Origin of the sequence: Paenibacillus agaridevorans, from assembly GCF_018604145.1 — a bacterium.
Classification (GTDB): Bacteria; Bacillota; Bacilli; order Paenibacillales; family Paenibacillaceae; genus Pristimantibacillus; species Pristimantibacillus agaridevorans.
On record NZ_CP075889.1, the window covers coordinates 3,946,851 to 3,969,285 of the forward strand.

The 22,435-nt window shown below is 53.3% G+C and carries 18 protein-coding genes and 1 riboswitch; of the genes, 6 read left to right on the forward strand and 12 right to left on the reverse strand.

Annotated elements, in window-relative coordinates; genetic code table 11:
• Window positions 1-21 precede the first annotated feature (21 nt).
• The 4 genes from KJW29_RS16695 to KJW29_RS16710 all read right to left on the reverse strand — a co-directional run bounded on the left by KJW29_RS16695 (window position 22) and on the right by KJW29_RS16710 (window position 4,858).
• Window positions 22-1,305: an S-layer homology domain-containing protein gene (locus KJW29_RS16695; protein ID WP_214630611.1), complete on the reverse strand. Its 1,284-nt coding sequence runs from the start codon at window positions 1,303-1,305 to the stop codon at window positions 22-24.
• Between the two features lie 15 nt (window positions 1,306-1,320).
• Window positions 1,321-2,289 carry an S-layer homology domain-containing protein gene (locus KJW29_RS16700; RefSeq protein WP_214630612.1) on the reverse strand — a complete coding sequence of 323 codons (969 nt, stop codon included), beginning with the start codon at window positions 2,287-2,289 and terminating at the stop codon, window positions 1,321-1,323.
• Window positions 2,290-2,486: 197 nt separating this feature from the next.
• A complete protein-coding gene (locus KJW29_RS16705; protein ID WP_214631176.1) occupies window positions 2,487-3,704 on the reverse strand; it encodes an MFS transporter in 1,218 nt (405 codons plus the stop codon).
• A gap of 62 nt (window positions 3,705-3,766) precedes the next feature.
• Entirely contained in the window at window positions 3,767-4,858 is a 1,092-nt protein-coding gene (locus KJW29_RS16710; RefSeq protein WP_214630613.1) for a lactonase family protein, read from the reverse strand.
• Window positions 4,859-5,034: 176 nt separating this feature from the next.
• On the opposite strand from KJW29_RS16710, the gene KJW29_RS16715 reads away from it, so the two are divergent.
• Complete coding sequence (locus KJW29_RS16715) at window positions 5,035-5,376, forward strand: hypothetical protein (RefSeq protein WP_087566099.1); 342 nt, start codon at window positions 5,035-5,037, stop codon at window positions 5,374-5,376.
• Between the two features lie 159 nt (window positions 5,377-5,535).
• Window positions 5,536-6,531 (forward strand): aldose 1-epimerase, encoded by a 996-nt coding sequence (locus tag KJW29_RS16720; RefSeq protein WP_214630614.1) that lies wholly within the window; start codon window positions 5,536-5,538, stop codon window positions 6,529-6,531.
• Window positions 6,532-6,834: 303 nt separating this feature from the next.
• On the opposite strand, the gene KJW29_RS16725 is transcribed toward KJW29_RS16720, so the two are convergent.
• Entirely contained in the window at window positions 6,835-9,081 is a 2,247-nt protein-coding gene (locus tag KJW29_RS16725) for an FAD-dependent oxidoreductase (RefSeq protein WP_214630615.1), read from the reverse strand.
• A 118-nt stretch (window positions 9,082-9,199) separates the two neighbouring features.
• Here KJW29_RS16725 and KJW29_RS16730 point away from each other — a divergent pair, with 118 nt between their 5' ends.
• Window positions 9,200-10,015: an AraC family transcriptional regulator gene (locus KJW29_RS16730; RefSeq protein ID WP_214630616.1), complete on the forward strand. Its 816-nt coding sequence runs from the start codon at window positions 9,200-9,202 to the stop codon at window positions 10,013-10,015.
• Window positions 10,016-10,019: 4 nt separating this feature from the next.
• Here the strand turns inward: KJW29_RS16730 and KJW29_RS16735 are convergent, their stop codons facing one another.
• The 7 genes from KJW29_RS16735 to KJW29_RS16765 form a co-directional block, all read right to left on the reverse strand.
• Complete coding sequence (locus KJW29_RS16735) at window positions 10,020-10,913, reverse strand: ABC transporter ATP-binding protein (protein WP_214630617.1); 894 nt, start codon at window positions 10,911-10,913, stop codon at window positions 10,020-10,022.
• A 3-nt stretch (window positions 10,914-10,916) separates the two neighbouring features.
• Window positions 10,917-13,796, reverse strand: a complete 2,880-nt coding sequence (locus KJW29_RS16740; RefSeq protein WP_246608749.1) for an ABC transporter permease — start codon at window positions 13,794-13,796, stop codon at window positions 10,917-10,919.
• Between the two features lie 75 nt (window positions 13,797-13,871).
• Entirely contained in the window at window positions 13,872-14,909 is a 1,038-nt protein-coding gene (locus KJW29_RS16745) for an efflux RND transporter periplasmic adaptor subunit (RefSeq protein ID WP_214630618.1), read from the reverse strand.
• Complete coding sequence (locus tag KJW29_RS16750) at window positions 14,893-15,543, reverse strand: ABC transporter ATP-binding protein (RefSeq protein ID WP_214630619.1); 651 nt, start codon at window positions 15,541-15,543, stop codon at window positions 14,893-14,895. Before KJW29_RS16750 ends, KJW29_RS16745 begins: the two co-directional genes overlap by 17 nt.
• Before the next feature lie 363 nt (window positions 15,544-15,906).
• A complete protein-coding gene (locus KJW29_RS16755) occupies window positions 15,907-16,860 on the reverse strand; it encodes an AEC family transporter (RefSeq protein WP_214630620.1) in 954 nt (317 codons plus the stop codon).
• Window positions 16,861-17,234: 374 nt separating this feature from the next.
• Window positions 17,235-19,103, reverse strand: a complete 1,869-nt coding sequence (locus KJW29_RS16760; RefSeq protein WP_246608750.1) for an ABC transporter ATP-binding protein — start codon at window positions 19,101-19,103, stop codon at window positions 17,235-17,237.
• On the reverse strand, window positions 19,100-19,768 hold the full coding sequence (locus tag KJW29_RS16765) for a PadR family transcriptional regulator (RefSeq protein ID WP_214630621.1): 669 nt from the start codon (window positions 19,766-19,768) through the stop codon (window positions 19,100-19,102). Before KJW29_RS16765 ends, KJW29_RS16760 begins: the two co-directional genes overlap by 4 nt.
• A 231-nt stretch (window positions 19,769-19,999) precedes the next feature.
• A riboswitch (ZMP/ZTP riboswitch) is annotated at window positions 20,000-20,081 on the forward strand.
• A 49-nt stretch (window positions 20,082-20,130) separates the two neighbouring features.
• Between KJW29_RS16765 and KJW29_RS16770 the strand changes: the two genes are divergently transcribed.
• From KJW29_RS16770 to tnpB, 3 genes are all read left to right on the forward strand, one after another.
• Entirely contained in the window at window positions 20,131-21,240 is a 1,110-nt protein-coding gene (locus tag KJW29_RS16770; RefSeq protein ID WP_214630622.1) for a GNAT family N-acetyltransferase, read from the forward strand.
• 511 nt (window positions 21,241-21,751) lie between these two features.
• The gene (tnpA, locus tag KJW29_RS16775; protein ID WP_214626437.1) at window positions 21,752-22,081 is read left to right on the forward strand and encodes an IS66 family insertion sequence element accessory protein TnpA; all 330 of its coding nucleotides are present in this window, start codon (window positions 21,752-21,754) and stop codon (window positions 22,079-22,081) included.
• Entirely contained in the window at window positions 22,075-22,428 is a 354-nt protein-coding gene (tnpB, locus tag KJW29_RS16780) for an IS66 family insertion sequence element accessory protein TnpB (protein WP_087567547.1), read from the forward strand. Before tnpA ends, tnpB begins: the two co-directional genes overlap by 7 nt.
• Window positions 22,429-22,435 lie beyond the last annotated feature (7 nt).

Here is a 22,435-nt window from a genome sequence, read left to right on the forward strand (position 1 = left end):
CACATTAATCCCCACCAATCGTCAGTACTTAATTGTGATTTCATAACGTTTTGCAATTTCGCGATATGAGAAATTTTTGCCATTAAAACTAAAGTCCTTTTCTGCAGTCTCAACGATATATGCTTCTATTTTTTTTCGCAGGTCCTTACCTTTCCCGTTTCCAGCTAACAACTCGTAAAGTGCATTCAAGTAATCTTTACTGCTTTCAAATGTTGAAGGTACGGGATAACTGAACCCCAGTTTTCGAGAACCATCTCTATATACGAATGCTGTCAGCTCATCATCCGGGCGTAAATGGTATTGGCCAGTTTCGGTGAAATAAACATTCTTTTCAAAAACATCCTTAGTTGAAAACACTTCAACAGTGTCTCCGCCGAAAAGATTGAAATGGCCTTCGGTAACGTGTTTTTTTGCTAACTCAACCATCTCGGTATACATATCAAGTGCATACTTGCTGTCATACAAATATATCCTGCCGCTGTTAGTTGAGTAGATTAATCCATTTAAGCTTGGTTGAAAGGGTTTCCTTAAGGTCTTATCTCTTAGCCTTAACACCATTGTTAAAGCCTCGGCTCTTGTAACATATCTTTGAGGATAAAAGTATCCATTTGGATATCCATTCATTAAACCAGAAATTAATATGGTAGCTTTGTACCCTTCTGTATATTGAGAGAAATTGTTCATATCTTTTAACTCATTCTTGCTAAGAACGTAGTTTTGATATTTCGAGTCATAACTACCTTCTGCCTTTACAAACCATGCACCTATAAGATAAGAAGAAGCATCGCGTTTAAGTTGTTTTTGAAACAGACTATAGTTTTTTGGGAACAGTTGATCGATTTCATACAAGACTTTGGCATCAAACAAGAAATTCACATAAGGAGTAGCCCAATATCCAGAGGATGCATTTTGAAAATTGAATTTGGTTGCAGACAAAGCATTTTTTATTCTATGAGAAAATCCGGGTCTATCTTTGTCTAATAGAGCTAACCAGCTCGGGTCGAATTCAGTCTTACCGTTCTTGGTAACGCTGTAAGCCCGCAAAATCATAGCAATAAACTGGTCAGCCTTTACAATATCGTTCGGCCGGAACGTCCCGTCCTCGAATCCCTCAACAAAGCCAGCTTGATAAGCTTGCAATATAGCATCCTTCGCCCAATGCCCAGCTATATCCGAAAAAGGAAGTGCATCAACCCCGGTTGTTTCCTCGGCTGCGCCATCCTGCTCTGCGTTAGCAGCTCCTGTTCCCCCAAACGTCAGTGAAAATACCAAACTAATCGTTAACATCCATTTCGTACGCTGCATTCCTTGCTTCCCCTCTCAACTGGTCAAATAAGATTCTAATCGCGATAACACCTTTACCGCTTCCGCGCGGGTTACTGCTCTTGCAGGCTGGAATGTTCCATCGGGATATCCGCCAAATATCGCAAAATGACTCGCCAGCGTTATCGCATCCTGCGACTCACGCGATAATGATGACGTGTCTTTGTAGGTATACTCTTTGGGACGTTTATCATCTATAAGCCTCATAACGTCCGCTATCATCAACGCTACATCTTGCCTTGACATCGGCTCCTTTATGCTGCCAGGCATACGTACGCCAAGATCATCAATCGCCGCTACATAAGGCTTGGACCATACAACACCATGAGCTGCAGAAAAATCATACTCCTGTTGCCCTAATAGGCTTGCTCTCTCTTCGTTTGTCATTCTCCAACGAAATTCTCGTCTCCATTGCCGCTTCCCATTCGGTTGTTCATCGGTAAGCGTCATGACGAGCAATTTCGCCAACTCTTCGCCCGTCACGGCTGATTCAGGTCGAAACGTACCGTCTCCATAACCACTTACAATTCCCCTGCGTACATAATCGGATACTTCCTCACGGCCCCAATGTCCCACCATATCCCGAAATAAAGGAATATCCACGGACAAATTGTAATAGCCGCTTTGCGGGGCTGTAATCGTAAAGGTATATAGGCCCGACGCCGCCTTTTCCATTCCCCAGATAACGCGCCAGCTTTCCTGGCTGTCTGATGTCGTCCTCTTCCCCTTCAGATTGCCCACGCGATGACCGTCCGGCAGTTGAACCGTCACCACAAATTCGCCTTGACTGCCTTCGATCATGAATTCGACATAGTCGACTTTATTGGTCATTTCGTATTCCTTCACGATTTGGACAGTCTGGGCAACTTCGGCAGAAGCCTTCCTGATACCGTTACTCATGCCTACACAGGCCCCGAGCAGCAGCGCCGTCAACCCAAAATATACAATACGTCTATGTTTTAACATGTTTTTACACTCCTTGCCAATTGTTTTTTTCTTGCTTCACGACAAAAAAGCACGCCTCTCCCTGAGTTTTCAAGGAGAAAGCGTGCTTCGCTTCCTGTAAAAGTTCTCTCTATTTCGACGAATATCTACTTCGATGGTACGTCATTGGCGCAGCTTTTGTCAATCATTTCCTCGAAGTAAATTTGCGATTGCCGCGTTTATACTTCTCTGCGGTCCTTAGGCAGCATAATGGCCAGCAGTCCGACGACAGGCAGGAAGCTTGCGAGCGTCATCACAAACGCCATTCCTTGAGCATCGGCCACATTGCCGAGCACAACCGAGCCCAACGCCCCCATACCGAAGGCAAGTCCGGTAATCATACCGGATGCCATGCCGACTCTGCCCGGCATAAGCTCCTGAGCATATACGACGCTGACGGAGAAGCCGGATTGCAGAATGAAACCCATAATTGCCATGACCGGATAAACCCAGAACAAAGTTAAATGAGGCAGCAGCAACGCAAACGGAGCGGCTCCGAGAATAGAGATGAGCATCATCTTTTTGCGGCCGATCCGATCCGCCATCAATCCGCCCGTAAACGTGCCAAGCACGCCGAAGATCATGAACAGGAACAACGGAATTTGTGCAGCCTGAATCGTCAGGCCGTATTCGTCCCTTGCATAAAATTGATAAAAATTGCCGATTGCGGCCGCATACCAGGATCTTGCGAATACGACAAGCAGGAGAATGGATAAAGCTATAACGATGACTTTGCTTCCCGTTCCCGCTCCTGTTGTACCAGCGGATGCTGCTTTTTTCTTCGGCACCCTCCCGCCATGCTCCGCCAGCCGTGCTGTATACCACGGCACAACCTTAAAGCATATAGCAATGGCTACCGCCGCAAGAAGCATGCCCCAAGCCGCACCACGCTGGCCAAGCGGTACAAAGATCGCCGCCGTCATGATGGGACCTAGCGATTGTCCGAAGTTGCCGCCGACCTGGAAAATCGACTGCGAGAAGCCCCGGCGATTGCCTGCCGCAAGATGCACGACGCGCGAGCCCTCGGGATGGAAGACGGCGGAACCGATGCCGACAAAGACGACAGAGAGCAACAGCAACGCATAATTCGGCGCGATTGCTAGCCCCGCCATGCCTGCCATGCTGCATAACATCCCTGCAGGCAGCATCCATGGCGTCGGGCGTTTATCCGAGAAGATGCCAACGACCGGCTGCATGATGGAGGAGGTCATATTTAACGTGAAGGCAATCCAGCCGATCTGGCCGTAAGAGAGCTTCAGCGTATCCTCGAAGATAGGGAACAGCGCAACGACGACCGTCTGCATCGCATCGTTAAGCAGATGGATGGAGCTGATCGCGAACAACATGGTGTAGATGGTCGCCTTCTTTACCGCGCTTGCGGTTCCGTCGGCTCCCATAGATCTTGATGACAAGGAACAGGACCTGCCTTTCTTGATAGATGGTTGTTGTGTTGTGTTGATTAAGCGAAGCGAATGCACACGGGAGATGGAAGCTCCAACTGCTGCCCCGCTGGGGCAAGCTTTCCGCTCACCGGATCCCTACGGAATACGACGATGGTTCCGCTCCTCTGATTGGCGACCAGCACATAGGCTCCATCCGGCGTAATGCCGAAATTTCGCGGCTGCTCTCCTCCACCGCCGATATGCTGTATATTTGTCAGCTCTCCGCTCGTCTCATCCACGCGAAAAACGGCAATACTTTGATGGCCGCGGTTGGAGCTGTATAGAAACTTGCCATCCGGCGACAAATGAAGATCCGCCGAATCGTTATAACCGTCGTAATCAGCTGGAATAGAAGAATAGGTCGCCCCTTGCGCCAGCGTTCCGTTTTCTTTGTCGAAATGCATCAAGGTTACGCTCGATGCCAGCTCGTTCGTCACATAACCGACGGGAAGGTTGGAATGGAAGACGATGTGGCGAGGTCCGTAGCCGCCTGTCAGCTTGCACTCATGGCGCTTGCTCAGCGTCCCGTCCGATTCTCGATAGGCATAAGTTATAATGGCATCCATGCCAAGATCAACAGCGCACACATAGTTCGTCCCAGGCATAGGAGCGATACAATGCGCATGCGACTTCTCCTGGCGATCCGCGACGGGTCCCGGCTCGCAAACGTGCTGCATCAGCGAGCTAAGCTTGCCGATGTCGCCTGCATCATTCAACTGCAACGCCGCAATATTGCCGCCGGTATAATTGGCCGCGAAAACCGCCGTTCCGCCCGCATCGACGCTTACATAACAAGGATGCTCGCCGCCCGTGGACGCGCTGCTAGTTACGCTGCCCAGCAAACCAGTAGAGGGATCAATCGCAATTGCCGCCACGACGCCTCCTCCGACTCCGCCTGCCTCTGCAACCTCCTGAACGGCGTACAGCTTCGTCCCATTGGGATGAAGCGCGAGGAAGGAAGCATTGTCGAAGCCGTCCATCTTCTGAAGAATCGTCAGCCTTCCGTTCGACGGATCCAATCGGCATACATGAATAGTAGGCTCATGTCTCTCTCCGTAGGAACCTACGTACAGTATTCCGTTATCCCGTACGTATCCTTTAGAACTCATTTCGTCATCCCTTCCCCAGTTACATCGATTCATTAACAACTAAAGTGAACATAGCACAAATGTTACTTCCAGAACAAACACTTTTTTTGTCAATACCTCTTCACTTTTATTGGGAGATATGTTATGATGTAAGCGCTAACATTTCATGAGTTCAATTCTTATAAGGGGGATTTGGGATGATGAGTGTGGCGCTTAGCGAGAGGAACGTATACGAGAATTTTGATCAAGAGTCGGATGTCCTGTACTTTAAGTTGGGCAGTCAAGGTCTCGTAAGCTTCCATGGCAGAAACTACAATAAAAAGAAGAGTATGTCTGTAGAAGAAGTTCGCAGCTTAATGAAAGAAAAGAACTATTTTCAGATCAGTTCGGATTGTTTCATTAATCTGAGCAAGATTAGATCCGTAGCGGACGGAACGGTATTTTTCGGATCGCAGCATACCGACTGCAAAAAGCTTCATGTAAACCGTCGCAAGCAATATGCAATCGAGCAGGTTTACCGGCAGTTCTCGCATAATTAATCCACAATTTCATGCAGCACCGGCTTGGACAATCAACCGCTCCCTTCCAACTTGGAAGTGGGCGGTTGTTTGCTTCGTCCGGCGCTGGTATGCTAGAGAAGTGAACTTATATAATTACCCCCAAAACCGCGTAATTGAATTCAAGGAGGATAATAGGCAATGACGAAGCAAGGACAAACATACGAAGGACAATTCCATGATGAAAGCGCCATCTGGCTGAAGTGGGGTTCCTACGAGGCGGCGGTGCTGCCGAAGGTAGGCGCTAATTTGATCGCTTTCCGCGACACGGCCAAAGGATATAACTTACTTAGAGAACCTTCGCTTGAAGAAATGAATGAATTCCGTGCCCGCCCTATCGTGCATGGCATCCCGGTTTTATTCCCTCCGAACCGTTATGAGGATGGTACTTTCACATGGAACGGCCGCACCTATTCGTTCCCGGTGAACGAAGAGAACACGGGCAATCATCTGCACGGCTTCCTGCATGATGCCGCTTGGAATGTCGATGACTTCGGCGTAAACGGTACCGAAAGTTATGTACAGTGCAGCATTACGGTTGACGAATCGCACACCATTTATCAATTCCTGCCGCATCGCTTCACCCTTCGCCTGCGTTATTCGCTGAGCAACAACGGCTTGCTTCAGCATGTTATGGTGATCAACAACGGCGAAGAAGCGATGCCTTCGATGATTGCATTCCATACGACACTTAACGCGCCGTTCGTGCCAGGCAGCACGTCTGATGACTATACCTTTACGATGACGACAGGCAAACGTTGGGAGCTAAATGAGCGTATGCTGCCTACCGGCGGTCATCAAGAGCTTCTCGAGGAAGAAGTCGCGATGCAGACAACCGGCATCTCTCCGTTCTGGCAGCCGATGGACAACCATTACACAAGCGCCACACGCGACGGACGCAACAAAATGGAGCTTACGGACAATCGCGCCGGCGTTACGCTGGTATATGACGTCGGCTCGGCCTACAAGCAATGGATGATCTGGAACAACAAAGCGACGCCTGGCTTCTTCTGCCCAGAGCCGCAGCTTAACCTCGTGAATGCGCCCAACGTTAATCTGCCGGCGGAAGAGATCGGTCTCGTAACGCTTGCGCCAGGCGCCATCTGGGAATCCACGAGCCGTCTTTACTTGCGCTAAGCAGCCAAGTCCGGAGGCGCTCTGCCGCGCTGCCGTCCTGGAGCTTTATGGAACGTTAACGCGAGCTGCAATGCCAATAAGGACCGACCCTCAGCTGAGGGTTCGGTCCTTATTTACGTGTTATTGCTTCAGAAAGTAGCTCAGCGGCGACCTGTAACCCGATTTTTTCGGGCTGCAGCTCCGAAAGTCGCTCCGCGGTCCCCTGTAACCCGACTTTTTCGGGCTACAGCTCCAAAAGTCGCTACGCATCGACCTGTAACCCGATTTTTTCGGGCTACAGCTCCAAAAGTAGCTCCGCGACCGTCATCCTTCGTATACGCGGATTTCGACGATCTGGGCATACGGACAGCCGTTGATCGACTCCGCCACGACCCTCAGCTTATCCGTTGCAACCGTCTCAGGCAAGACGTGGACGCGCTTGCGGCGGCGGTTGTCGGTCTCCCTATGCAGCACTTGCCAGTCACCGTCAACCCAAGCTTCGATGCGATAGTCCTTGACGAGCTCCGGCATGGTCTCGAACGGCGTCGTATGGTGATGCAGATTGATCAGATCCTCGTTCACATCGTCGTTAAAGGTGAGATGCACCTCGACAGCGCCGACCGGCTCCGACCAGCTCAGCTCCAGCCATGGCTGACGGCCGTCCGTGATGACGTCCGACGACCAAAGATGCGGTCCGCCGTACGGTCTGACGTAGCCGTCCGTCGCCTTCTCAGCCCCGTAAGCAGTGGTTTCGGCGTGCGCCCTTATGCAAAACGGCTGTCTGACGATACCGCCCATCCGCCATTCGACGATCGGCTGCAGCTTCTCGTCCGTATCGAAATCTTTCATCGCTTGCTGCCTATATTCGAAGCCCAGCACTCCGAATAAAGGCTCCTCGGATAATCGCAGACTTACGAATTCGTTCTCGCGGACAATGACAAACGCATTTTCCGGCTGCGACGGTCGCCATGACAGCGGGATGTCCACCCACCGAGCCTCTCCTGCTTCTAGCGCAACTTCTATAACATCGATCCGCTCGGCGGGAATGTAATTCTCGAGACGCCCCGTTCCCCACAGCTCCACCGTCAAGCTTGTGTTCGCGGATGCGTCCAGTAGCAGCGAGAACCCTTCCAGCGCCGGCTCGACCGGGAACAACATGCCGACCTGAGACTGGAGCGGATACGCCGTCGACGGACGCTCCACAGCGATTCGCCGCAAAGTGTCGGAAGCTCGCACGGCGGCATTGCGGGCACGATCAAGGGAATCCTCGTTGCGAAGACCAATGATGGAGGCATCCTGCTTCAATAATTGCTGCTGCACCGCGCTCCAGGCAAGCTCTCGCGGCGCTACGCCTTGACTTGCGGCCAGCGCCGCGCCCGTACCCGCCGCTTCGCCGATGACGGCGCAGGTCGCCATGACCCGCGTCGTGCCGAACGCGATATGGGACGCGCTGATGTTCCGGCCCGCCATCATCATGTTCGTCACGTTGCGCGAGTAGAGCGAGCGGAACGGAATATGGTAGATGCCGTCCATATGGAAGTGTTTCGACCCTTTGCTCTCCGCGTACATGCCTTGGGGCGGATGCAAGTCGATCGACCAGCCGCCGAACGCCACTCTGTCCTCGAACGGAAGCTGCGCGACCACGTCGTTCTGGTTCAAAATGTAATCGCCCTCGAAACGTCGGTACTCCCGTTTGCCCGGCAATGCCCCGACCCATTCCAGCGTAAGCGTCTCGGCTTCGAACTTGCCCGAATTTTTAATGTAATCCCAGATGCCGTAAATAACCGCCCACAGCTCGTCCCGGATCTCTTCGTTGTCGTGGACCGTGTCCTTCTCTCCGCCCCACTCGATCCACCAGTAATGGCATCCGGAATCGCCGCTGCGAATGACGCGCTTTAGCGGAATGGAAGTTTGCGTAATGTCCTTGGCAAAAGACGGGGCCAAATACCGAACCGGTCGTCCCGTATCCTTCGTGTAAAAAAGTATCGTGCTGCCCAGCGTTATATTGTCCCCTTGCTCCGGCGCCCATGCTTCGCCGAATTCCGCATGCGCCTCTCGTCCGATACGGAACGCCGCGCCTGCCAGGAAGCCAAGCAAGCCGTCGCCCGTACAATCCAGGAATATAGAGCTTATGAACGTGATGCGACGTTCGGATCCCGCCATCCAGCCGGTAACGGACTTAATGATCCGATTTTCCCCGCCGCCCGCAATCGTCTCGGCGTCAACCTCATGAACATCCGTGTTCAAATACAAGTCAAGCGTTGGTTCCGCTTTCACCTTCTCCAGCAGCAGCGCGTCCCAAAGATAAGGATTGCCTTCCGGATTACGATACTGATTCTCCACGAACAGTTCGCCCATAATCCCGCTCTCGCGGGCATAACGGTTGACGCCATGTCCCGTGGCGCCGCATACCCATACGCGCACCTCGCTGCTGGAATTGCCACCAAGCACCGGTCTATTTTGTACGAGCGCTACTCGCTGCCCCAGCCTGGCTGCCGCGATCGCCGCGCATATTCCGGCAAGCCCCCCGCCGACTACCGTTATGTCATACGTTTTCGTTTCTGTTCTCATCTCTTGCACCCTCCATTTCTGCGTATCCTTAATTTCATGTTATACTAACATCGACACGTATAAAATAGATTTTATTTCATAATGAATATCCAAAATTTCAAGATAGGAGGATCATGCCTTGACATCCTCATTCCGCATGCCGGCGCTAAGCGGGCATACCTTCTGGAAATCCAAAAGCCAATTTCTTCTGGACGTCGATACGTACGAGGACTGGGCGCTGTTTCTTGTCGAACATGGCTCCTTCCGTTATCTTGTAGGCGAATCAAGCGGCGTAGCTTCCGGAGGAGACTGGATTCTGTGTGCTCCGAACACGCCTTTTCAACGCGAAGCGCTGACAAAGCTCGACTTTCACTTTATTACATTCGCGTTAGAGCCTTCGTACGATGTGCAATCTGAGCCTCCTTTGCCGTCGGGCCGTTATCGTCCGGAAGAAACGCCGCGCCTCAGAGATACGCTGAACCAGCTTCGAGCCGGCATCCATGCCATCCATCCCGCCTATGCCCAGACGCTAAGGCAACATTGGATAAATGAGCTCTGGCTGCATCTGTACGCCTCCGTCCACGAAACGTCGACCGGGCTTATGCGGCAAACCGCCGACCCGCTCATGAGCCGGGCGTCGGAGCGAATCCGGGAGCAGGCGAACAGCCCTTTTGCATTAAAGGAGCTGGCCGCCGAGCTCGGATTGACGCCCGTTCAATTCACGCGCCGCTTTCGCGCTGCATACGGTCTCAACCCGCTTCAATTCGCAACCGATATCCGGATGCGAATCGCGAAGAAGCTGCTCGCCGAGACGAATCTGACGCTCGACGCCATCGCCGAGCGTTGCGGCTACGAAAACGGCTTCTACTTGAGCCGGATATTCCGGAAACAAACGCAGACAACCCCTTCCGAATACCGGAAGGAGTCGCTGAAGGCCAGGCCGATTTTGTTGTAGGATTTTAGTTCTCCTCTTCTTCGCCTTCGGGAGGCAAAAGCATGATGCGCCCTTCGCTTAATTCTACGCGAACCTTGTTGGTGTTTTTTACGCCGATGGATTCCAGGTAACCTGCCGGCACCTGAAGCCTGCCGGCTTTGTCCAGTATCGCATATTCCACATGCGACTCCTCTTCGGCCGCTTGCTCCAGCTCCAGCGCCGCCAGTTCTTCGACGTAGGAGCGCTTGCGCAGCATCTCCGAAGAAATCTTGCCATCGCGTATCGCCGCGACGCGGTCCACTTTCTTCGCCAGATCCGGATCATGCGTGACGATCACGATCGTTATGCCGATCGAACGATTCAGCTCGCGGAACAGGTCGAGAATCTGATTCGACATCTTGGAGTCGACGGAGCCGGTCGGCTCGTCGGCCAGAAGCAGCTTGGGATGATTCGCCAGAGCGATGGCAATAGCGACTCGCTGCTGCTCCCCTCCGGAGAGCTGATACAGCTTGTTGCTCTCGCGATGGCTCAGTCCTACGGCCTCGAGCAGTTCCTTCGCTCTCCACCGTCTGCGCCGTCCCGTTAACAGGATAGGGAGCTCTACATTTTCGAGCGCGGTGAGATACGGTATGAGGTTGCGGGCATTATTTTGCCAGACGAAGCCGACGCTCTCCCGCTTGTAGCGCACAAGATCGCGTTCGGTGAACTTGAGCATATCCTTGCCGTCGACGGTCAGCTTGCCCGCCGTCGGCCGATCGAGTCCGCCCAGCATATTAAGCAGCGTCGACTTGCCGCTTCCGCTGTTGCCGATGATGGCCATCAGCTCCCCCGATTCGATGTGGAGATCGAGACCTTGCAGAGCGAACACCTCGAGATCGGCTGTTTTGTATATTTTTACAAGTCCTTCGCAATGGATCATCGACTAGTCCTCCCCTAGCTTAAGCGCTTGATGCACGCGCAAGAGCGACAGCATATACGCGAGAATGCCCAGCCCGATCAGCAGCATGAGTCCTACGAGAATATAGATGCGGATATAGTCCGCAGTTTCGAACTTGACCATGAACGGCGGTACCAGACTGCTGGGATTGAAAGCGATCTGGAAGTTAGGCACATACAGCTTGCTCGTCAGATTGCCCACGAGAACGCCGAGAAGCACGGCCATACCCGATGTGAGCAGCTGCTCTACAGCCAACATGGCAATCAGATTCCGGACCGACAAACCGATAGCTCGCAAAATGCCGTTTTGCAACGTTCGGCCCCGCAGCGACAATACCCAATAGAGCAGAAAACCGACGAAACTGACCAGAATCGCCAGGACGAAACCAAGCGTAAGCACGCCGTTTAGCGCGAGCAGGAATGGATCGTTTTTGGCCTGGACCAAATCTTCTCGCGTATTGACAATACGGGAGACCGACAGTCCGCCCTCCTCGATTCCCTCATAAACCTCCGACGTCGATACATCTTCGCCAAGCTTGAGCCACACATCGTATGGCTCCAACGCCAGCTGCACCTGGATGCGCGGCAAATGTCCAACGATCAGCATAGGAGCGTTGTCGGCTGCCTTGTCGCTGACGTTGACGGAACCTAGCGGCGGGTTGGGATTAAAAGTCGGGAAATAATCAATGACGCCGTATACCTTAAAGGGCTGCTGGGAAACCTCCTGCCAGCCAATCCAGATCGTGTCGCCGGGCTGGATGTCTTTCTGCTCGGCAAGCGTTCGGGAGATCAGGACGGAGCTCGTATCCGGCGCGATCAGATTCAAATAATCATTTAGCGTATAATCCAGCAAGCCGTCGCGGAACCAGGTCGTCATTCCGAATTCGTCGGTATCGATGCCGATCAGCGTTGCCGTGCCGGACACCTCGTTGGCGTAAAAGCCCGCATTCTTCTTCGTAAATACCTTGGCCGCATGCTCCACGCCGGGGAGCTCGCGGAACGGCTCGAACGCCGGCTCCAAGTAATGGATCTGGGCCGGCGGCGTTGCGGGGACGCCGCCCGGAGGCCCGCCCGGGCCTTCCGGCGGCGGCGCATCGTTTACCCAATTGACGCTCAGCACCATGTCGGCGCCGTTGCCGTAACGTATCCGGTCTTCCGTATTGGAGTTGATCGTCCGGGCCGCCGAAGCGCTGAATACCCCAGTTGCAATCGTCATAATCAGGAAAATCATAAGGAATTGATACTGGCTGCTGGAGCGTCCGACCTGGATGAGCGTCGCATATAACGACGGCGGCCACCACTTCTTGCCGATCCAGTAGATCCCCTTAAGAATCCATGGATACAGCCTTAGCAGAAGCAATCCAGCCCCCATAATGAACAGCGCCGGCACGATAAATTGCAGCGGGTCGATCGCGAGATCCTTCGCGCTCAACCCCAGCGCCTGCAGATCCGCCTGCCGCTTGCGGAAAGTGTACAAGCCATAGATCGCCAGTCCCAACGTAATGACGTCCAGAAACATTTTGTGCCATAGCGGGCTGCCCGTCAGCCTTGCGGATTGCTGCTTATGATTGACGATGCTGACTCGCGTCGCGAGCACGATCGGAATGATGACGATGACGAGACAGGCGGCGGCTGCGATCGCGGCAAACCGGTATGCCTCTTCCGTAATCCGAACGGGCAGACCAACCCTTTGCACAAAGGCCAGAAAACCGTTCGAAGCGCCCAACATTTCCGTTAACACCGCGCCTAGCAGCGGTCCAAGACCGAATGCCACGCCGCATAACAGAAGTCCCTCGGTCAAATAAGCACCGATCACTTGCCATCTCGAGGCGCCGCGGCTGCGGAGTACGGCAATCTCGTTTTTCTGCCTTCCGGCGATCAGATTGGAAACCATGAACATATAAAAAGCCAGCATGAGCAGAATCGGCACGTTCAGCGCCCACATCAGCGTACGCAGCTGCTCCGCTCTCTCTAGATAAACGCTGATCGTATTCAGCGCACGCGTCTCCGAGCCCATCTGGTACAACGCGAAGCTCTTCATGATCTCGGCTTTCATGGTTTCGTGCGCCGTTACAAACGGCTCAACCGTCTGCAGCTCCATCTTCGTATAGTCCATGACGACATACCATCCAGCCGCGCTTAAAGGCAATTGTCCCTCGCGCAGCAGCAGGCGCTCCCCCGTCTCGAACGGCATGAGAAAGGCGCTGTTCATGTCGCTCAGATTACCATAGCGGAAGTAAGGATCGTCATCCTCCGTCTTCCGTATAACGCCAACCGGCTTCAGCTGTACGTTGGCCGCCGCTTTCTTGTCCTCGATGACGAATACTTTGTCCAGCACTGTCTTGTAGTGGCTAAGTCCGTTTTCTGTCAGAAGCACCTCGTAGACACCGTCGACCGGCGCCTTCGAGGGCAGTCTCCCGTCCTTAAGCGTCACATGTTCCTCCAGCCCTTCGTATGACTTGATGGTCACCCATTGCTGGTTGTCATCGGAGAGGGGATTGGGATCATCCGCTCGTTTCATGCGGAGCGACATGGATTGGAAACTTCCCACAAGCTCCCGTACGGGCAGCCCGAACGAGCTTGCGCCAGTCGTGCGCACGTAATCGTCGATTCTATCGTACTTATTGTTAATCTGCTCCGGCGTCTCCTTCGTAACCATTACATTGGAGTAGTGCGTCCCCGGGTACTGTCCCGAGTTGGTCTGCAATTGTTCCAGATCCTTGACCAACATGCGGGACAGTACAGCCTCGGAGTAGATCGGCATGCTGCTGACGAGCGCCACGGAGATCAGGATGCCCATGAACAGGCTGCCGAGCAGCCACTTGTTCTGCACCATCTTGCGTATAATCATGACGAATAATGCCATAGACAAGTCACCAAGGCGTCCGGCAATACGAATTCGCCGATATTCGCGGCGATCCGTATGCTGCCGCAGCTCGCGCTACGGTAGCACGATCAGCATGCCTTCCTCCAGCCCTTTCGTAATTTCGATATCCGTCGATCCTTTGATTCCCGTCTCTACGTCAACCTCGCGGATCTTGTCGCCTTCCTCCAGAATCCGCACGAACGTTCGCCCCAGATAGCTGCGAAGACCGCTGCGCGGAATAATGATAACGTCGCTGCGTTCCTGCAGCAGCACCTTTACATCCGCGCGCGTGCCGATTTCCGCATCATCCGGCAGCTTCTCGAGTTCGACGAAAACCATTTTGGCGTTACGATCCTTGGTAATCGGGTCGTCCGAATACGGAGCCGACGACGGCGTCTGAGTCACTTTGCCCTCCAGCAGAACATTGCCCCCAAACGTCAGCTCCGCCTTGGAACCAACGCTGACGAGGCTGACGTCCGGCGAACCGTCCGTCTGGAAGGCGATGCGCAGCTTGCCGGGATCCGCTACGACGACCAGCGTCTCGAATTCGCGGACGGCATCCCCCTCCTTAAGCTCGGCTACATATGTCACTTGACCATCCATCTCGGCTGTCAGCAGCTTGCCAGTAAGTGCTTCCGCCAGCCTCTCGTGTCTCAACTTGTCGATATCGTACTGAAGCTGGGCTACTCGAATCTCGTCCTTGTCACCTGCATCCTTGGCCGACTTCAGCGCTTGACCCGAGCGGACCAGATTCAGCTCCATCTGCTTTAGCTCAATGTCCATATTGCCGGTATCCAGCCGTATGAGCGGGTCGCCATTCTTGACGATGTCACCCGACTTGACAAGCACTTCCTTGACTACGCCGCCTCCAGCCTTGAATTGTACCGTATCGGTGAAAAAGGACTCCAGCGTGCCGTTCCCGCGAATCTCCTGCGTAATTCTACCCTTTACAACCTCGACGGTACGGTAGTTTTCCTGCGGCGGCTTGACGAGTGGAGGCTTGAGCGGCGCTTCTTCGGCAGGCAGTAGCGAACAGCCTGCAAGCGACAATGCCGCAGCCATCGCAGCCGTCAGGACGACGATTTTGCTTTTACGTTTAGCTCGAAACGACAATGACACCATCCTCCAATTCGTATACGCGGTCTACGATCTCCATAATGGCGGGGTCATGCGTCGTCATGATGATCGTCATTCCCGCCGTTTCAACCAAATCGCGAAAAATTTTCATAATTTGCAGCCCCGTCCGGCTGTCCAGCTCCGCCGTCGGTTCATCCGCCAACAAAAGCCTCGGCTTGTGGGCAATCGCCCTCGCGATCGCCGTTCGCTGCTGCTCGCCCCCCGACAGCTCGAATGGACGATGGGACATGCGGCTTTTGAGCCCAACCTGCTCCAAAGCTCCCTCTGCCGCCGACTGTCGCTCCTGAGCCGGATACCCGGACACTCGCAGCACGAACTCAACATTTTCATAAGCAGACATTAATGGAATAAGGGCGAACGACTGAAAAATAAGCCCCATCCGCGTTCTACGGATGCCGTCCCGCTCCTTGTCCGACATCCCCGTCAGGTCATGGCCCTCGAACAACACTTGACCGCTATCGGGCCGGTCTAGCGCGCTAAGCAGATTAATGAGCGTCGTCTTGCCGGAGCCGGAGCGCCCCTTGAAGGCGATCAGCGCCCCCGAAGGGATGGCGATGTCGACTCCCTTCAACACTTGCACGGTCGCTGATCCGCGCCCGAACGACTTCATGATACCGCTTCCAATCACAATATCGGATACCGCGGGTACGCTCTCTATCGCTGCCCCCTCCAATCCTATGTTGCATTATCATCTTTTTCCATTTTATATCCGTACTGGGACTTACACAATATCAAAAACTTCAGAAATGGTGTGAAATTTATCGATCTTAAGCAATGATTACTAGAACTTCACAGCGATTATCGATGGCAAAGACTTGATCGGCGGCAGCGACTTAAAGCTCGGAAAACGTGCTACTGGTGGGAAATAGATCGGTACCAGCGACTTGGAGCACAAAAATGTAGTGTCCGAAGCTATTTTCTCAATAGAAAAAGCATCTCCGGCCAGACAGAACCGGAAATGCCCTCTACTTATCTATGGAATTTGGATGTTTAAGAAGAAGATGACGACCGTAATCGTGAGAATGCTGAGCAACGTCGATAAAAATACCGCTTGCGAGGCAAACTCCTTCTCGTTGTCGAATTCCACCGCGAGCAGCACGCTGCTTAGAGACGTTGGAACCGCCGACGAAACGATAAGCGCGGCAACCGTAAGTTTGTCGAGCGGCATGATTCCAACGGTGTTCCATAGCGTTATGATGCCCCAGGCAAGCAGCGGACCCGCCACCAGCCGTAACACGACAGCTATGGAGACGTCGACGGCAAGCGTCCGCTTGATGCGCCACTCCATGCTTCCCAGCTGAACGCCGAGCGTAATGAGCGCCGTTCCGAAAAACGCGTCCGCCAAGTAGGTGACCGGCATTTGCAGAGCATCCGGAATCGGAACGTTTAGCCATCTGAGCGCCAACGCACCCGGAATTACATAGATGACCGGCATGGACAGAATGGTTCGCCACACTTGCTTCATATCCGCCTTATGCGCGTTCACATTGTAGATGCCCCATGTATTCGGTATGAGCGACTGGACGACCATGACGATTATTTGAACCGCCAGCGTATGACTTAACCCGCCGAACGCCAATTGATTAAGCGGTATACCGTAGTTCGCGCTGTTGTAGAAAAGCACGCTGTTCTTCATGGCGCTTCTCATGCTTGCCTTGTAGCCCTTTATGCGAATAACGATCTCGACGATGGCATACTGCGCGAACATGAATATCAACAGAAACAGGAACACTTTGCCGATTAGCGATAACTCTAGTTTCTGATTGTACAGCAAGTTAAACATGAGCGCGGGTGAAAACAGATAAAAGTTCAGCTTGGACAGCGTCTTGATATCGAGCTTGAATGCCCGCATTAGCACGATGCCGAGTCCGATCATCACGCCCATCGGAAGTACGTTATTCGTTAGAATGTGCATAAAAACCGTCATGATGATCTCTTCTTTCCAAGTCGGTGATGCGCTAAGCATGTCAGCGTGATAAATGGGCGAGCCGTGCAATTGCCGCTATCGGCCTTGGTTCCCCTCCAACTTCGAGGCAAACCCTTCCCCGCGAGCCTTCCTCCCTCTACGACGGAAGATCCCCAATAAAGTCTACCAGCATAAACGACTCCTGACTATACTTTTGGCCAAATTCGCTTGCGAAAAAAACATCCTGGCCGTTCATGCTCTGCATTCCCTTTCCTTGCCAAACCTAGTCTGACAGATTTGCGGCGCTCAATATTCGATGCTCGTCCTCATAAAGCTAGCTCTACGTCTACCTTCCTCCCCCGAACAGAACCCGCCTTCTGATCCGCGGTACCGCTCTACTCCAGACTTGCCCCGGTCTCGTACCCAGCACCGGCTCCTGCCTCCGCTTGCGGGAATTGCAACTCGTACAGTTGGCTATATCGTCCTTGCCTGCGAAGCAACTCTTCATGCGATCCGCTCTCGAGAATGCGGCCTTGCTCCAGCACGTAAATGCGGTCGGCCTGCTGGATGGTCGACAGTCGATGGGCGATGACGAGGCAAGTGCGGCCCTTCAGCAGAACGGCGAGCGCATCCTGAATATGCTGCTCCGATTCCGAATCGAGCGATGCCGTCGCTTCGTCGAGGATAATAATGCGCGGGTTTTTCAGAATGGCTCTCGCGATGGAGATGCGCTGCTTCTGCCCCCCCGACAGCTTGACTCCGCGCTCTCCTATTCCCGTATCGTAGCCATCTGGGAACGCGCTGATAAATGTATCCGCATTCGCGGCTCTCGCAGCCGCGATGACCTCCTCATCCGAGGCGTTCGCGTTGCCGTACCGGATATTTTCGCCGATTGTGCCGTTGAATAAGACGATGTCCTGAGACACGATGCCAATCTGTTCTCTTAGCGACTCCAGCTTAACATCCTTTAAAGAGTGGCCGTCTATAGTGATGTCGCCCGACCTCGGATCGTAGAAACGCGGAATCAGATGCGCGATCGTCGTTTTGCCGGAGCCCGACGAACCGACCAGCGCCGTAATGCGTCCCGCTTCCAGCTCCAGATTGAAGCCGCTCAGCACCTTCGCATCTCCCGAATAAACAAAATCCACATCGCGGAATACGATATGCCCGCGTACCGGCGGAAGCACAACCGCATCCGCCTTCTCCACGATATCCGCTTTCGTGTTCATCACTTCCATGATGCGCTCGTAGGCGGCTGCGGATTGTTGAACCGAATTAATAATGCGGCTGAAGTGGCGAATCGGATTCTGCAGCAGCCGCAAATACGCGATAAACGCCACGATCGTGCCGACGGACATATCGCCACGCATCGCCAGCCAAGCTCCGAACACGAGAACGATTGCCAGACCGACGAAGTTAAGAAAGTCGATGATCGGCTCGTAAGCGGCCCTCAATCGGACGACCTGGATGTTGGCGTCCATATTGATGCGCGTCCTTTCGGAGAACCGTTCGGACTCGTATTCCTCCTTCGTAAAAGACTTGATCAGCCGAATGCCGGTCAACGAATTCTGAAGATGATCGCTAACGTCCGCCACCGACTCCTGCACCTTGCGGAACGATGAACGCATCCGCCTGCCGAACAGGCGCGTCGTCATAATCATAAGCGGGAACGTCGCGAGCAGCAGCAGCGTCAGCCGCCAATCGATCCAAAGCATATAGACGGCAATCGCCGTAAAAGTGAAAAAATCGGTAAACAGCTGCATCATGCTCGAGGAGATAAGCTGCTGCAGGATGCCAACGTCGTTTGTGACCCTCGACATCAGATCTCCCGTTCGATTACGATCGAAAAAGGCGATGTCCAGGTTCTGCATATGGCGATAAAGATCGTTGCGGAATTTGTAAAGCACCGTCTGCCCTATTGTCGCCATCAGCGACGTGCTTAGGTACCGCAGCAAACCAAGCGCCAGAGCGGAGCCCAACACGCCTGCTCCGATGTAGAACAGCTTGTCGTACTGCTTGCCGGGGATAACCTGATCGATCGTATACCTCGTAAGCTGCGGAACGATAAATTCCAGCAGCGACACGCCGATGACGCATACGACGGCCAAAGCAATCGCGCGCCACTCCTGACGCGCATGCGAATAGATTCGGGCGAACATGCCATAGATGCTGGCGGGCTTCGCCTTCTCGCCGGTGCCGAACCTGCCCATGCCCATTCCTCTGCCGGGACGATAGGCGCCTGTCGGATTGGCATTGCCGCTCATTCCGCTCCCTCCCCGGGATCTCTTCCCGCCACATCGTTAACGGATTCAACAACGGCTCCCACGATCCCGGAATCCGTCTCCCCCGTAATTCCCCGCAGTTCGCTCCTCAATGCCGCGAGCGCCTCTCGAAGCCGCGTTGCAAGGGCTGCGTCAGCAAGCGCCGCCCGCTCCGCCGCCTTAAGCAAATGGATCAGCTCCTTGCCGGCAGGCGTCAGCCTGCGATTGCGTCGCACGCCGCCCGGCTCTTGCGATTCGCCTTCCTCGTCCTGCCCCTCTCGCACTCGATCCCTCGTCTCCCATTCTCCCGATGCGCCGGCTTCGGACGATTCGGCACGGCTCAGCTCCTCTTGCAAGTAGCTTCTGCCTTCTTCCGTAATTTGAAAAACGCGTTTGCCTTCCTGCTTGAACGGCTCTACCAAGCCTTGATCCCGAAGCATCTGCAGCGTCGGATAGACGGAACCCGCGCTGGGCTTATACGTGCCGCCGGACTGATCTTCAAGCGCCTTCATCATTTGATAGCCGTGCATATTCTCGTGCGAAAGCAGCTCCAACAGCGCATATTTCACGCCGCCTCTGGTGAAGTAGCGTCTGCCGGAACCGCTCGTGTCGCGTTCGTTGCCCAGATGGAGAAACAATCGTTCCTCCGGTTGCCATTGCTCGCTCATATCGCGAACACCTCCAATGCGATATATCGTATTATTTTAAATTCTATACGATATATCGTATTATGGCAATTGTATGGATAAACAAAATGATTAGACCGAATGTATTGCATTCGCGCGGTCGGTAACCTATCTTCTTTTGCTTTTCTCGACCGACGGCCATATTCAAGTTCGAATATTCCGAAAATTGATGTTGATTCAACCAATCACTAGATTTATAATAAACATTAAATAAATGGGATGCGTAACTGGCGAGAACGTAGATCACTACGGGGGAGCGCATTCGTCAAACTAGCCGTTCGCCTGGGCAAAGCATTTGGTTGATTGTAACCAAATGCTTTTCTATTTTTCGAGGAGAGTGTCGGATGAGAAAGGCGAAAAAAGTAGCAGTGCTGCTGTATGAACAAGTGGATGCTTTGGACGTGACAGGTCCGTTCGAAGCGTTCGCAGTGGCGAGCAACTGGGGGCAGCACTTTCAGGTTTATACGGTCGCCCTGGAATCGAACGCGCCGATTCGGACAATCAGCGGTTTGACAATTCAACCTGACTTCGTTTCCTCAGAATGTCCGGTGCCGGACATTCTGATCGTTCCGGGAGGCTGGGGGGCACGCAAAGAGATGCACAATGAAAAGTTGACCGACTGGATCAACGAAACTTCACGACGGGCTGCATTTACGCTTTCTGTCTGTACGGGGGCTCTGCTGCTCGCCAAGGCCGGACTTCTCGATGAATTGCGCGCGACCACCAATCAGCGAGCCATGGATTTGCTAAAGGAGTGCGCACCGGCGAGCGCAACGCTGGTGGAGAACGTCCGATACGTGGACAATGGCCGCATCATTACATCTGCAGGCGTTACGGCCGGAATAGATGCCGCTTTGCATCTTATCGCGAAGCTTCACGGGGAGGAACTGGCGATCGATACTGCGTCAAGGCTGGAGCATAACTGGAGACGTGAGCCTTCCGAAGCACTCGCTATCCGAAGAGCAACGGCTGAAGACGTCGACTGTATCCGCTCCTTGCTTATTGATGCAGCGCAATGGATTCATTCGGCGCATGGCTTCTGGCAATGGCGGGTTGAAAGCTTCGAACGCGAGATTGTCGAAGCATTCGTCCGGGATCATGAAGTGTTCGTCGCGGCATTTGGGAATGAGCCGGTGGGTTGCTTCTCTGTCCATTGGGGGCGCGAGGAAATATGGGGAGAGCAATTTCATGATGACGCGGGGTACGTTCATCGGTTATGCGTCTCACGCAAACGAAAAGGAGAAGGAATCGGCCGTGAGCTTATTCGATACGCGGAAAGTTATATTGGGGACAGGGGAAAAAGCTGGCTGCGCCTCGACTGCATGGCTGACAACCCTAGCCTTAATGCCTTCTACCTCAGTCTCGGATTTGTCTTGCAGGGGCGCTTCGACGAGAGCCTCTGGAGCGCCAATTTGTACGAGAGGGAGATTCTAGGAAAGGCAACCCGCCACTGAGCCACATGCATCCTTCGTCATGGACCCACGATCTGAGCAGTCTGCAAAATCGAAGGAGTTGCTTGTTGAAATAGCTCACTTGATGAATGAAACCTCAAAAATGAAGAAATGGCGGTGCAGTTCATTATCCCTTCACCGCCATTTTTGGCTTTTGGTCTATTGCCGCCATCTTAAGCAAATTGTGAGCGAGCGAAAACCACCCGACCTCAAGGCTTACCTTCGGCAGCCGAAACGTCGCTATTGTTGCTGTTACGAGCCCCATAGTCGTTAAATACGCCTATGGGATGTTTTTGTCGCTGTTACGAGCCCCATAGTCGTTAATAACGCCTATGGGATGTTTTTGTTGCTGTTACGAGCTCCATAGTCGTTAATAACGCCTATGGGATGTTTTTGTTGCTGTTACGAGCTCCATAGTCGTTAATAACGTAAGCGTCAAACTGTCCCCACCTTCGAATCGAGCGATCGTTATGAGATAATCCTCCTCAATAGCCATTCTGAGGAGGATTTTTCTATGAGCAGAGAAGAGATTCGAATGAAATGGGAAGCTCGTGTCGAGGCATTTCGTGCAAGTGGCGAAAAGACAACACATTGGTGCAAAGCCAATCAAATCGACCGCCGTCAACTTTACACATGGATGAAGAAGCTGGATGAGTCACCCCCATCTTCTTCCGTTAAACAGACGACCTTCATTCCTGTTCAGGTGACTCCTGAAGTGAAACCGGCGCCGTGCCGTTCACTTCGCATTCAGATCGGTGCAGTCGTCATCGAAGTCGATGCGGGATTTGAGCCCGCCTTGCTCCGCGAAGTTGTTCGAGCACTGGGGGCCGATCCAGTATGTTAAACGAAATCACGTCAAAGCCCGTCTATCTAGCTTGTGGCAGCACGGATCTACGTAAATCCATCGACGGCCTTGCCGCACTCGTCCAAGAAGGACTCGGGATGAGTCCCTTTTCTCCGGCGCTGTTCGTTTTCTGCAACCGTGAACGTAACAAACTTAAAATATTGTACTGGGAGCATAACGGATTCTGGTTGTACTACCGCAGGCTCGAACGCGGTACGTTCCAGTGGCCGCAGGCAAATGGGGAGCCTGTTGCGATCACAAACCGCGAGCTTCGCTGGCTGCTTGACGGGCTATCGCTAAGTCAACGGCAGGCGCATCCGAAAGTACGGGCCGAAGTAGTCATTTAACAAATCA

Bases quoted from the DNA above. Each gene is read 5' to 3' on its own strand.
- KJW29_RS16700 (WP_214630612.1), bottom strand. From the start codon at position 2,289: ATGTTAAAACATAGACGTATTGTATATTTTGGGTTGACGGCGCTGCTG.
- KJW29_RS16765 (WP_214630621.1), bottom strand. From the start codon at position 19,768: ATGAGCGAGCAATGGCAACCGGAGGAACGATTGTTTCTCCATCTGGGC.
- KJW29_RS16705 (WP_214631176.1), bottom strand. From the start codon at position 3,704: ATGGGAGCCGACGGAACCGCAAGCGCGGTAAAGAAGGCGACCATCTAC.
- KJW29_RS16735 (WP_214630617.1), bottom strand. From the start codon at position 10,913: ATGATCCATTGCGAAGGACTTGTAAAAATATACAAAACAGCCGATCTC.
- KJW29_RS16760 (WP_246608750.1), bottom strand. From the start codon at position 19,103: ATGAGCGGCAATGCCAATCCGACAGGCGCCTATCGTCCCGGCAGAGGA.
- KJW29_RS16725 (WP_214630615.1), bottom strand. From the start codon at position 9,081: ATGAGAACAGAAACGAAAACGTATGACATAACGGTAGTCGGCGGGGGG.
- tnpA (WP_214626437.1), top strand. From the start codon at position 21,752: ATGAGCAGAGAAGAGATTCGAATGAAATGGGAAGCTCGTGTCGAGGCA.
- KJW29_RS16715 (WP_087566099.1), top strand. From the start codon at position 5,035: ATGATGAGTGTGGCGCTTAGCGAGAGGAACGTATACGAGAATTTTGAT.
- KJW29_RS16755 (WP_214630620.1), bottom strand. From the start codon at position 16,860: ATGACGGTTTTTATGCACATTCTAACGAATAACGTACTTCCGATGGGC.
- KJW29_RS16720 (WP_214630614.1), top strand. From the start codon at position 5,536: ATGACGAAGCAAGGACAAACATACGAAGGACAATTCCATGATGAAAGC.
- KJW29_RS16695 (WP_214630611.1), bottom strand. From the start codon at position 1,305: ATGCAGCGTACGAAATGGATGTTAACGATTAGTTTGGTATTTTCACTG.
- KJW29_RS16750 (WP_214630619.1), bottom strand. From the start codon at position 15,543: ATGAAGTCGTTCGGGCGCGGATCAGCGACCGTGCAAGTGTTGAAGGGA.
- tnpB (WP_087567547.1), top strand. From the start codon at position 22,075: ATGTTAAACGAAATCACGTCAAAGCCCGTCTATCTAGCTTGTGGCAGC.
- KJW29_RS16740 (WP_246608749.1), bottom strand. From the start codon at position 13,796: ATGGCATTATTCGTCATGATTATACGCAAGATGGTGCAGAACAAGTGG.
- KJW29_RS16710 (WP_214630613.1), bottom strand. From the start codon at position 4,858: ATGAGTTCTAAAGGATACGTACGGGATAACGGAATACTGTACGTAGGT.
- KJW29_RS16770 (WP_214630622.1), top strand. From the start codon at position 20,131: ATGAGAAAGGCGAAAAAAGTAGCAGTGCTGCTGTATGAACAAGTGGAT.